This is a genomic window from Fictibacillus macauensis ZFHKF-1, from assembly GCF_000269865.1.
Taxonomy (GTDB): domain Bacteria; phylum Bacillota; class Bacilli; order Bacillales; family Fictibacillaceae; genus Fictibacillus_C; species Fictibacillus_C macauensis.
The window spans coordinates 332,074-343,498 of sequence record NZ_AKKV01000020.1 but is presented as its reverse complement, the minus strand read 5'-3'; the positions used below and the strand labels follow the sequence as shown (position 1 = coordinate 343,498).

Below are 11,425 nucleotides of genomic sequence, written 5' to 3'. Positions count from 1 at the left end.
TCCTAAAGCGTTCTTTTTTCGTTCCTGTTATTTTAAGTTAGCATGAAGATCGCCAGTAGCTAAGCCTAGCTTCTTGTTCACTTCATCAACTTTACTGTTAAATGATTTGAATGAAGCATCGCCAGAAGCTTGAACGTCTTTAGCATCTAAGTTCTCGCCTTCTGTTTTAAAGAATTTACCGAGATCAGCAAGTGCTTCTTTTAGCTTGTCGCTGTTTTCTTTTGACACGTCACCAGGAATTTTCATTTCTGGAATTTCTTTAGCTGCTTGATCAGCACCATCTTTAGCTTCTTTTTTCAGCTTTTCTAGGTCAGCTTTTGGTGTTTTTAATTCAGGATTTTTTGCGCCTATGTAATTGCTAATTGGTTCTTGATTTTTTTTCATCGCTGTTCCTAACTCTGCTGTAAAGGAAACTACTGCGTCTTTTTCACTGCCTTTTTTCTCATCGCCGCTTGACTTGCTATCTTTGTCTTGGCAACCAACACTAAATGCAAGCAATGCTACAGCTGCTAAACCCATCATTCGTTTTTTCAATGATTTCATCCCCTTTTTAACTGTATCTCTTTTAAATCCTGTCAAATCTTAGTGTAAACTAAATGCCCTATATTTGTAAATATATTAATAATTCTGAAAAATTTGTAATAATAGAAAGTTACAAAAAGATGCTATACTGGAAATATAGAAGAAAAAGAAGAAAGGGTGAGGATTGTGAGTGTCCATCAAGCGATTAGTGAACATTCAAAAAATCAACATCAGATCGTTTCCCAATTTGTAGGATTGGAACAAGAACGCGAACGAGCCATTGCAGAAGCGCTTCATCTTTGTCAAAATGAACAATTTTTTTCTGTAGAGGATATTAACAAGATTACGAAAGAAATGAATGCTCTTGCGCAAAAAGGAATTGTGCCAGCTCGCCAATATGTAACGGTAGAGATGGTTAAAGATTATGCTAATAAAGTAAATTCAAAAAAATAAAAAATTTAAAAAATGTAGTAGAAAAGGTGTAGGAAAAGGACGCATTGCCATACAATGGGTCTTTTTTAGTGCAAAAAAAAGGCCCCTCGGCCTTTTTTTATTTATTCTTTTTGTGTTGAGATAAAAACTGCTGAAGGCGATCTAGCCCCTCGCGTAATTGCTCAAAGGAAGCCGCATAAGAAAGGCGGATAAAGCCTTCGCCATAAGAAGAGAACGCAGAGCCAGGAATAACGGCTACTTCTTGTTCTTGTAATAACGTGGTAGCAAATTGAAGGGATGTTAGGTTATAGTCAGCAATTGACACAAAGACATAAAATGCGCCTCCAGGATTTTCAACATGTAGCCCCATATCTTTTAGACGACCCACAACATAATCGCGTCGTTGATGATACTCGTGGCGCATAACAAGCGCATCATCAATGCCCGTTGTTAATGCTTCAAGTGCGGCCATTTGTGAAACAGTAGAAGTGCAGGAGACATTATATTGATGAACCTTTAGAAGATGTTGGGCAATGGCAGCAGGTGCAAATAATAACCCAATACGCCAGCCTGTCATGGCATGTGATTTCGATAACCCATTTATAACGATGGTTCGATCACGCATGCCAGGAAAAGAAGCGATGGAGCGATGAGGCTGTTCATAGGTTAATTCACTGTAAATTTCATCCGATACGACAAAGATTTCTTTGGAAGAAAGCAATTGCGCAATAGCTCCTAGCTCTTCCTCAGTAAGCACACACCCTGTTGGATTGGAAGGGTAGGGTAAGATGACAGCGCGTGTATTCTCCGTAAGATGCTGTTCAATGAGCGAAGCAGTTAATTTAAACTCATGCTGCGTCGTATCGACATACACAGGTGTTGCGCCACACATCTCAATGACCGGTGCATATCCAGGATAAACTGGGGCAGGAAGAATGACTTCACAACCACTTTCTAAAATAGTGCGCAATGAAATATCGATTGCCTCACTCGCGCCAACGGTGACAATCACTTCAGACGCTGGGTCATACGTTAATTGGTATTTACGCTCTACAAACTGTGCAGCAGCTTCTCGCAAAGGCAAGTACCCAGCATTATGAGAATAGGTAGTATAATCTTCATCAATGGCTTTTTTGGCAGCGTCTTTAATACCCTTCGGTGTTGGGAAATCCGGTAAACCGAGTGTAAAAGAAATAGCATTTGGGTACTGACTGACTAAGTTATAAAAGGTTCGAATGCCTGAGATTTGAATATTTTTTACGAATGGATTGATTAAGTGTTCCATAGTGCTACGTCCTTTCTTTATAAACGTTGTTTCAGTGTAGCTTTATTGTGAATGACAGTCAATAGTGTGAATTACGTGTATGACTTGCGCTGTAATCTCCATACTAAAAGAAAGACTGTCGTTTTTGGAGGAGATTATGGAATCGAAAAAGAAATGGGACTTGGTTGCACTTGCATCCATTCCTCTTGTTATGACGCTAGGGAATTCGATGTTAATTCCCGTGCTACCTTCCATTGAAAAAGAATTGCATATTTCTGCGTTTCGCGTATCGATGATTATTACGGTCTATTCAGTCGTTGCCATTTTATTAATTCCGATTGCAGGGTATTTATCCGATCGCATCGGGCGAAAAAAAGTCATTATTCCAAGTTTAGTGATCGCCGGCATCGGTGGCCTTGTGACGGGGTGGGCTTCTTGGCAATTAGCGCATCCTTATTACATTATTTTAGTCGGCCGTCTTCTGCAAGGAATTGGCTCAGCTGGAGCGGCCCCTGTCGTTATGCCATTAGTAGGGGATATGTTTAAAGACGAAAAAGAAGTGAGTGCGGGTCTCGGCTTAATTGAAACGAGTAATACGTTTGGAAAAGTGATGAGTCCCATTATAGGGGCCGCATTGGCAACGTGGATTTGGCATTTACCGTTTTGGTTTATTCCGATTTTTTGTGCCATTTCTATCGTTCTTGTCGGCTTTTTAGTAAAATCACCACAAAAAGAGAGTAAAGAACCGCCGCCGTTTAAAACGTTTATTAGTAACTTTAAAAAGACCTTTAAAAATAATACGCGCTGGTTACTCGCCATCTTTTTTATCGGTGGTATTGTCATGTTTGTGCTTTTTGGTGTGTTATTTTATTTATCTACAACACTGGAAGAGCGCTATCACATTAATGGCATTAAGAAAGGGCTTGTGTTAGCTGTTCCGTTAGTGGCATTATCGCTCTCTTCTTATATTGCCGGAAAGAAAATAGGTCAAAATAAGCAAGTCATGAAATGGCTCATTTTTAGCGGTATTTTATTGCTAGCTATTTCGCTCGTTTCGGTTACGTTTACGGAAGGGTTGTATTTTTTACTAGGGATTTTATTTATAAGTGGAGTGGGGCTCGGTGCCGCCCTACCGTGCTTAGATGCTTTAATAACAGAAGGCATTGAAAAAGAAGAACGAGGCACCATTACCTCATTATATAGTTCCATGCGTTTTGTTGGTGTTGCTCTTGGACCACCGATCTATGCCATCATTATGAAAGGTGATCACGCCATGGTCTTTTACACTTCATCAGGAATTAGTATCGTAGCGGCATGTTTAGCGTTTTTTGCCATTAAGCCTGAAAAAAGTGAGAAATCAGATACGACGAAAAAAGCATTTAAACCCGCTGTTCATTAGTTGGAAAAGGGTGTTGAGTTAAAGAATAACTCAACAGCCTTTTTTTTTGTGGATTGAAAAGAAAAAGAGCACTAAATTCGTTGAAAGATGGATACATAGCACTATTCATGAAAGATTTTCGAAAATGATACTATAAAACAGAGGTAAAGTTTTACATGGGATTTTATTTTCTCATACAATAATGAGTTTTTTAACATATGAGAAGAGCTATGCAAACCCTGTTTGATGAGTGCTAGTAATGAAAGGTGAGGAAATTAACTCTCACTTTAAAGAAATCGTGTGAAATCTTCGAATAGTGGTTGAGGTAAGAATGTGGTCTTTTAGTGGAAGTAAATCTAGTTTGAAAAGGAGAAGGATATGGACACTATTATTTCAATGACAAGTGAAGAATTAGGCGTTTTATTAAGCACAGCCGAATTTGATGACGAATCACGTATTATGATTCATGACTTCATTAAACCTAAAGGTGAAAGAGAGCTTGTAGCCATTTTTAATTCTACCGTCAATCAGCTCCGAATGAAGGGAATTTGGGATGAAGAGAAGCATAAAAAGGAGTTAAATCCGATCAGTGAAGAAATCATGACTTTTTTAAAAGTGTATAGCAATTATCGTTACATGATCCGCGCAACGAATGAATGGAAAAAAGCGACATTGGTGCTACGCTATGTAAAAGAAGATACATGGTTATACCAGTATATTGACGATGAAATTATACATAATTTTGCTTATATATCAGAAGTAGAGATTCCTGAGGTTCTAAAAGAGTTTTACGCCTATTCTTTTATCGAAAATGAGTATGATGCTATATTTTATTTAAGTGACAAGGAATTCGACCTTATTTGTAACCCTAAAAAACAAAAAAAAGTAGAGAAAAGTTTTACTGGCACATCCTTAGAAAAAATGTCATTTGAAAAATTCATGGTTGACTTACATACCAATTATCATGCAAGAGAAAGTATATGTGTTCTTTCATACGATGAAGGGGGACAATTGCAACTTCTGAATGGCGCTTATTTCTTTTATGCCCCGAACGGCGTCTGGTTAACGGAATATGAACACGAAAAAGAAGTACCTGTGAAAATACATTTAGCTCATGAGGAAACATGGGATGAGATTTTGTATGGGGTTCGATTATTTTCATCGAATTTGATAAAAGAATTAGCTAAAGAATTATAAAGGAGACGGTATGGTAGAGTTAATCAGAATTGGTATTACCGTTGTTTTAACAACACAAGCATCCTATTTTGCTGCAATGATTCTCGTCTACGAGTCTATGATGGACTGGTATGAATGGAGTACATTTCCTGATCCAGAGAATATTTTTGAGAAAACAGTTAATGTTGTAACGGCGTCATTTATAGGCGTTGCTTATTGGGCAGGACTTAGAGTGAAAAAGAGAAACTGGTTTATGAAACGTGTGTATTTAGTGGGCTATTTAAGTGTGTATACTATTTTTGCAACCATTGTATATAACATTTTATATTCTTTCGTTAAATTTCTTGGAAGAACATTTGGCTGGTCATGAGAAGTAATAAAAAGGCGCCAATCCTCCTTTATGAACTGTAGCCTTAATTTTTGGATACTTATAAAAAGCACCGATTCGGGATTGATGTATGCATAAAAGATTGTTTGATGGCGTTTCTTTTAATTAGTAATAAACTACACGTCTGGGATAGGGATGTGAGTTTTTAAATTTGAAAATAATGAACAATTTAACTTAAGGAGTGGTTGTGATAGAGTTAATTAGACTTGGCTTATATATGATTATAAGTGCCCAAGCAGCTTATTTCATAGTCATTATTCTACTGTATGATTTGATGATGGATTGGTATGAATGGGGTACATTTCCTGATCCGAGGAATATCTTTGAAAAAACGGTCAATATATTAACTGCTCTAATATTTGGATTGTCTTATTGGGCAGGACTTAGAGTAAAGAAGCGTAATTGGTTTATGAAGCGTGTATATTTAGTAGGATATTTCATCTTATTTATTATTCTTGCGACAATTACTTATAAATTAATAAATATTGTTCTTAAGTATATCGAGCAATTATAAGATGCACATAGGATAAAAATATATAAATTGAAGGTCGACAAGGTGATTTCATTAGGTCACTGTTAGGGGATGATTAAAGTTTGGTGTCATAGTAATTCCGTACGTTGGCTAGTTCTTGTCTACTCTCAAAAATGTCAAGACAAAAAACTTCCAATTTTTAGATTGTAAAGAAAACTTCCTTGATTGTAATCAACAGTTTGTAGTTTGTAAAATGCTTAATCCGACTATCTAAGCATGACTTCTTCAAATTCTGTATCGTGACCTTAATGAAATAGGCGCTTGTCCGCTTTTTTCTCTGCGACAATACGAATGGATGTGACAAGGTGCGTTTTTCCAACTCCACTGAAGCCTGAGATGTTCTTGACGCGTTCTATAAAACGAAACGTATATAGAAGTTTTTTCTCTTGTTCTCTTTGGAATAAATGCATTTAAATATGTATCCAGTTTTCGGCGATCCACATTTCCTACTATTTTACTTTTCTTGATCTACATTTTTTAATGCTCCATTATTTGTTTGCCTTTTGGTAAGTCTTCTCAACTTTTTGATTCATATTCAGTGCTGCCATCATTTCTAGATACACATCAATCACCTCTAAATCAGTTTTTGTACATTTTTATTCAAGTAGGAGTCTTCATTTTTAAAGTAGCATTTATACCTTGATGGCGTTGACATAACCATTTCCTTTTCGAGACATACTCTGAATGAGCTGGATGATGCCGTTAGGGAGAACATTACAAGGATTTCTTTTTATAATAACATGTAGATGGATAAAAAGTTAATTATTAGTAATGGCATGTAATAGCTCGTAAATCGAAGAACGTTTAAAAGTGAATAAGCTGTTCTAGTGTTGATAATAATTATCAATTTAAAATTACCCTACTTAGTCATTGGAAATAAACCATCTTTTTACATATGAGTGGCTTTCAAACATCGCTTCCTTTCCCTTAACCACCAGGAGCTTAAAGTTTTTAATGATCTCAATTGGTATAATAACATCTGTCTACGTAGTGCCCTTGGGTATCAAAGTCCTGTCAGTTATCGAAACGCAGCTCTTAAAATTGTTGTTTAATTTGGTGTTGACATACCCTATTAGCAAAATAAAAGGAGAAATTATGACAGAGTTAATCAGAATCGGTATACTAACCATATTAGGTTCACAAGCTTCATATTTTATTTTGCTTATTTTAATATACAATATAATGATGGATTGGTATGAATGGGGCACTTTTCCTGATCCAAGGAATTTTTTTGAGAAAACGGTGAATTTCTTAACTGCTCTTATTTTCGGAATAGCATATTGGGCAGGTTTAAAAGTGAAAAAACGTAAATGGTATTTGAGACCGTTTTATTTAATTGGGTATTTAGCAATGTACACAATTCTTGCTGTGATCATTTATAAATTACTAAATGCTGTGCTTAAGTATATTGAATGGAACATCATCTGAGTTGAATTATTTTAAAGATTTTACTGCCAAGCTGCTTGTTTTTTGCCACTATTCATACAATCTCATTATGAATGGGGATACAGGGGCACATCTCCTGATGCAGTATTTTTTGAAAATCGGTTAAGTTCTTAACCTCTTTATTATTGGAATAGTATATCGGGCAGGTTTACAAGCTACCTATTTTTTCCTACATAAACATATACGACAAAACTATAAATTTTTTACCGTTATTATTTTGGAATCGCGGACTGGGTGGGTTTGAGATGGAAGAAGTGGATGTATCTAATAGGGTAGGTATATTGTTGTTGCAACTATTAACTATAAAATTATGAGACAAATCTATTATATTTGTCTAATAAGATAATAAAAAACACGGATGGGGTTCGATTATTTTCTTCAAATTTGATTAAAGAACTAGCAAAAGAAAGCTAAAGGAGTCACTATGGTAGAGTTAATCAGAATTGGTATTATGGTGGTTTTAGGAACACAAGTATCCTACTTTTTGGCGATGTTGCTCGTCTACGATTCTATGATGGACTGGTATGAATGGAGTACGTTTCCGGATCCAGAGAATATTTTTGAGAAAACAGTTAATATTGTAACGGCGTCATTTATAGGAGTTGCTTATTGGTCAGGTCTTAGAGTGAAAAAACGAAATTGGTTCATGAAACGTGTGTATTTAGTAGGCTATCTAAGTGTATATTCCATTATTGCAACCATTATTTATTTCGTATTATATTCTTTCGTAAAATTTCTTGGAAGAACATTTGGCTGGTCATGAAAGTATACAACTTTAAAAAAATAAAAAGGCGCCAGTCCTCCGTAAGGATTTGGCGCCTTTTCTCTATCTACTTCATCAACGTCTTAGCGTTTTACTGTAGTTGGGTTCCACCATGTGTAGCCATCTTCATTAAGAAGTTCTTCTGCTTCGAGTGGTCCCATTGTTCCAGATGTATATTTGTACAGTGGAATGTCTTTGTTTTTCCATGCGTTTGTAATACCATCAATGAATTCCCATGATAGTGCTACTTCATCCCAACGTGTAAAGTACGTAGAATCACCAACGAGGCAGTCGTACATTAATTTTTCATACGCTTCTGGTGTATTCATTTCGTTTTCACAGTTATTGCAGTAGCTCATATCGATTGGAAGGAGTGTTGGGTAATCTCCTTGTGGCTTCGCGTTGAGTGATAAGCTTAAGCCTTCATCTGGTTGAACGTGAATGCGTAACAAATTCGGTTGATCGTTATCACTGTTTTCATGATAAAGAGCCATTGGTCCTTTTTTAAATTGAACAACAATCTCTGTTGCTTTTGTCGCTAGTCGTTTACCCGTACGCAAGTAGAATGGTACGCCTGCCCAGCGGAAGTTATCAATAAAGACACGTGCTGCGACAAATGTATCTGTTTTTGATTGTGGATCAACGTTGTCTTCATTTACGTAAGCAGGTACTTCTTTGCCATTCATCGTACCTTCTTTATATTGGCCGCGAATAATGTTTTTCGCTACTTCATCTTCATTATAGAAGCGAAGAGAACGTAATACTTTTACTTTTTCATCGCGAATTAGTTTAGGATCAAGTCCTCCTGGTGGTTCCATCGCTACCATCATTGCCATTTGAAGCATGTGGTTTTGAAGCATATCTAAAATGGCTCCAGATTTCTCGTAGTAAGACGCACGATCTTCTACACCGAGTGTTTCACTAGCGGTAATTTGTACAGAAGAAATGTACTTGTTATTCCAGATGGATTCAAAGATTGCATTACCGAAACGAATCACTTGAATGTTTTGTACCATTTCTTTTCCAAGATAGTGGTCAATACGGTAAATGCTTTCTTCAGGGAAGCTTTGTAACAACTGTTCATTTAGTTCAGTTGCTGATTGAAGGTCATGTCCGAAAGGTTTTTCGATAACAAGACGTTGCCAACCATCTGTTTCTGTTAGGCCTTCTTGCTTTAAGAACGTTGGAATCGTTCCGAAAAAGCGTGGTGCCATTGATAAGTAGTACATACGGTTACCACCGAGGTCATACTTGCTGTCTAGTTCGTCAGCTAGTTCTTTTAGCTCGCGATAACTTTGTGAATCAGAAACATCCATTGGGATGAAGTAAAAATGAGAGCTAAATGTATCGACTGTCTCTTGTGCATATTTACCGTTAGGGTCTACAGACTGGCGTACCTCTTCCTGAAATTGTTCACTTGTTAGCTCTTTTCGGCCCGTACCAATGACAGCAAACTTTTCGTTTAGCTTATCCTTTTGGTACAATTGGAAGAGAGCAGGGTAGAGTTTGCGGTGAGCTAGGTCGCCTGTTGCTCCAAACAAGACGATACATGCTTCCGGAACTTGGTTCATCATAATAAAAATCAGTCCTCACTTTGCTTTGTAATGCTTATTATTTTAGTTTCCCCCATGGCATTAAAAAATAACGATAAAATATTTTTCTTGTCGAAAGGAGTCGCCTTATGAAAAACATTGTAACACAAGAGTGGTTATATTCTCATTTCTCACGCTCACAACTCATCATTTGTGATTGTCGCTTTTTGTTAGGACAGCCTTTAGAAGGGCAAAAACAATATGAGCAAGATCATATTGAAGGTGCGATTTATGTAGATTTAGAGCGTGATTTATCGCAAGAAAAAAGCAAGCATGGTGGCAGACATCCGCTCCCAGCGATCAACCGTATGCAGGACACAATGGGAAGGTTAGGGATCAAAGAAAGTAGTACCGTTGTTGCTTATGATGATCAAGGAGGAGCCATGGCTGCTCGGCTTTGGTGGATGCTAAAATATCTCGGGCATGAAAATGTGTTTATTTTAGATGAAGGCTATGCCGCATGGAAAGTAAAAGGTTACCCCGTGGCTCATGAGGCAACGGTCTTAACGCCCGTTACGTACGTTGCTCAAAAACCAAAAGTGGAGCTCGTAACGATGGAAGATGTCCACAAGCTTATGAATGCAAACGATTCTCTCACCGCCTTAGTTGATTCACGTGATGAGAAGCGCTACACAGGAGAAGAAGAACCCGTTGACAAAAAGGCGGGGCATATCCCAACCGCCATGAATATGCCGTGGATGAAAAATTTAGAGAATGGCAAATGGAAATCTGCTGATGAACTGCGCAGGATTCATCAATCCATAAAGGGAAAAAAAGAAGTTATCGTCTATTGTGGATCAGGAGTGACCGCATGTGCCAATATCGTAGCAATGCAGGAAGCAGGCGTGACCAACGTGAAGCTGTATAGTGGTAGCTGGAGTGATTGGTCGAGCTATGATGAAAATCCTATCGCGACAGAAAAAGAATAAGCAAAAGGCACGACGAGCAGGAGAGGCCTCCTCGTTGTGCCTTTTTATATGGAATGAAAATGAGTAAAGGAGTCCTGCAATTTTTGTTGAATTACAGTATATAGCAGGAGGGATTACAATGCAGACAGAAAAATTTTATAAGACGGTACAACTTCAAAAGGAAACATTTACGGCAGAACTTTGCCTAGATTACTTTAACGAGCGGTTACGCGTTGATGATTATCGGGGCAATATTAACGATTTAGCACATGAAGTGATTACGTATGCTGAACAAAATGATTTTACGAAAGTCATAATAAAAGCAAGAGAAGAGCATATGAGTGCGTGGCTCACGTTAGGTTATCAGCCAGAAAGTTTATTCCATTCTTATTTCAATGGCGGCAATGCGATTATGATGTGTCGCTATTATACAGATGAGCGCAAGCGAAGTGATCATTGGTTGCAGGAAGATGACATTATGGATCAAGTGATCGCGCTGCCACCAAAAATGGAGCAAGCTGTTCTTCCTCCTAATTATTCCATGCGTCTTGCGTCCAAGGAAGATTGTCTTAAACTAGCCAAATTGTATGATGCTGTGTTTGAAGTATATCCAACACCGATGGATGATCCGAATTATATTGTATCAACGATGGATAGCGGCACTATTTATTATGTCGTAGAACATCAAGGTGTTCTTGTTAGCGCGGCGAGCGCCGAAATTAATGCAACGTATCATAATGCGGAAATTACCGATTGTGCGACGTTAGTAGAACATCGTAAATATGGACTGATGAAAGTGTTAGTTCAGCAGTTAGAAGAAGAACTAAAGAATCGCCGTATTTTTTGTGCTTATTCCATTGCACGTGCGCTTTCGTTTGGGATGAATGCTGTTTTTTGTCAGCGAAACTATCGTTACTACGGAAGAATGGTAAAAAATTGTCGGATTTTTGATAAATTTGAAGATATGAACTTATGGGTGAAAGATTTGTCTCAATAAAACGCCTAATTTTTGGCGCCTATGACG

13 protein-coding genes are annotated in these 11,425 nt (G+C 37.5%); 10 read left to right on the top strand and 3 right to left on the bottom strand.

The window, feature by feature from the left end:
- Positions 1-27: 27 nt before the first annotated feature.
- Entirely contained in the window at positions 28-534 is a 507-nt protein-coding gene (locus A374_RS04720; RefSeq protein ID WP_007201049.1) for a hypothetical protein, read from the bottom strand.
- A gap of 174 nt (positions 535-708) precedes the next feature.
- Here A374_RS04720 and A374_RS04715 point away from each other — a divergent pair, with 174 nt between their 5' ends.
- Entirely contained in the window at positions 709-975 is a 267-nt protein-coding gene (locus tag A374_RS04715; protein WP_007201048.1) for a DUF2533 family protein, read from the top strand.
- A 97-nt stretch (positions 976-1,072) separates the two neighbouring features.
- Here A374_RS04715 and A374_RS04710 read toward each other — a convergent pair whose 3' ends face one another.
- Positions 1,073-2,239 (bottom strand): aminotransferase A, encoded by a 1,167-nt coding sequence (locus A374_RS04710; RefSeq protein ID WP_007201047.1) that lies wholly within the window; start codon positions 2,237-2,239, stop codon positions 1,073-1,075.
- Between the two features lie 136 nt (positions 2,240-2,375).
- On the opposite strand from A374_RS04710, the gene bcbE reads away from it, so the two are divergent.
- From bcbE to A374_RS04680, 7 genes are all read left to right on the top strand, one after another.
- Positions 2,376-3,617, top strand: coding sequence for a bacillibactin exporter BcbE (bcbE, locus tag A374_RS04705; RefSeq protein ID WP_007201046.1), 1,242 nt, complete (start codon positions 2,376-2,378; stop codon positions 3,615-3,617).
- 357 nt (positions 3,618-3,974) lie between these two features.
- A complete protein-coding gene (locus tag A374_RS04700) occupies positions 3,975-4,793 on the top strand; it encodes a hypothetical protein (protein ID WP_007201045.1) in 819 nt (272 codons plus the stop codon).
- 10 nt (positions 4,794-4,803) lie between these two features.
- On the top strand, positions 4,804-5,142 hold the full coding sequence (locus A374_RS04695; RefSeq protein ID WP_007201044.1) for a hypothetical protein: 339 nt from the start codon (positions 4,804-4,806) through the stop codon (positions 5,140-5,142).
- 205 nt (positions 5,143-5,347) lie between these two features.
- A complete protein-coding gene (locus A374_RS04690) occupies positions 5,348-5,674 on the top strand; it encodes a hypothetical protein (RefSeq protein ID WP_007201043.1) in 327 nt (108 codons plus the stop codon).
- Positions 5,675-6,591: 917 nt separating this feature from the next.
- Positions 6,592-6,744, top strand: a complete 153-nt coding sequence (locus tag A374_RS21425) for an IS3 family transposase (RefSeq protein ID WP_083841941.1) — start codon at positions 6,592-6,594, stop codon at positions 6,742-6,744.
- A gap of 43 nt (positions 6,745-6,787) precedes the next feature.
- On the top strand, positions 6,788-7,120 hold the full coding sequence (locus A374_RS04685; RefSeq protein ID WP_040340336.1) for a hypothetical protein: 333 nt from the start codon (positions 6,788-6,790) through the stop codon (positions 7,118-7,120).
- Positions 7,121-7,562: 442 nt separating this feature from the next.
- Complete coding sequence (locus tag A374_RS04680; protein ID WP_007201040.1) at positions 7,563-7,901, top strand: hypothetical protein; 339 nt, start codon at positions 7,563-7,565, stop codon at positions 7,899-7,901.
- 83 nt (positions 7,902-7,984) lie between these two features.
- On the opposite strand, the gene zwf is transcribed toward A374_RS04680, so the two are convergent.
- Positions 7,985-9,475: a glucose-6-phosphate dehydrogenase gene (zwf, locus tag A374_RS04675; RefSeq protein WP_007201039.1), complete on the bottom strand. Its 1,491-nt coding sequence runs from the start codon at positions 9,473-9,475 to the stop codon at positions 7,985-7,987.
- Positions 9,476-9,582: 107 nt separating this feature from the next.
- Between zwf and A374_RS04670 the strand changes: the two genes are divergently transcribed.
- Both A374_RS04670 and ablB read left to right on the top strand, forming a co-directional pair.
- Positions 9,583-10,422: a sulfurtransferase gene (locus A374_RS04670; RefSeq protein ID WP_007201038.1), complete on the top strand. Its 840-nt coding sequence runs from the start codon at positions 9,583-9,585 to the stop codon at positions 10,420-10,422.
- Positions 10,423-10,540: 118 nt separating this feature from the next.
- A complete protein-coding gene (gene ablB / locus A374_RS04665; RefSeq protein WP_007201037.1) occupies positions 10,541-11,398 on the top strand; it encodes a putative beta-lysine N-acetyltransferase in 858 nt (285 codons plus the stop codon).
- Positions 11,399-11,425: the final 27 nt, after the last annotated feature.

Coding starts and splice junctions, on each gene's coding strand:
- A374_RS04710 (WP_007201047.1), bottom strand. CDS start 2,239: ATGGAACACTTAATCAATCCATTCGTAAAAAATATTCAAATCTCAGGC.
- bcbE (WP_007201046.1), top strand. CDS start 2,376: ATGGAATCGAAAAAGAAATGGGACTTGGTTGCACTTGCATCCATTCCT.
- A374_RS04700 (WP_007201045.1), top strand. CDS start 3,975: ATGGACACTATTATTTCAATGACAAGTGAAGAATTAGGCGTTTTATTA.
- A374_RS04695 (WP_007201044.1), top strand. CDS start 4,804: ATGGTAGAGTTAATCAGAATTGGTATTACCGTTGTTTTAACAACACAA.
- A374_RS04685 (WP_040340336.1), top strand. CDS start 6,788: ATGACAGAGTTAATCAGAATCGGTATACTAACCATATTAGGTTCACAA.
- A374_RS04680 (WP_007201040.1), top strand. CDS start 7,563: ATGGTAGAGTTAATCAGAATTGGTATTATGGTGGTTTTAGGAACACAA.
- zwf (WP_007201039.1), bottom strand. CDS start 9,475: ATGATGAACCAAGTTCCGGAAGCATGTATCGTCTTGTTTGGAGCAACA.
- A374_RS04670 (WP_007201038.1), top strand. CDS start 9,583: ATGAAAAACATTGTAACACAAGAGTGGTTATATTCTCATTTCTCACGC.
- ablB (WP_007201037.1), top strand. CDS start 10,541: ATGCAGACAGAAAAATTTTATAAGACGGTACAACTTCAAAAGGAAACA.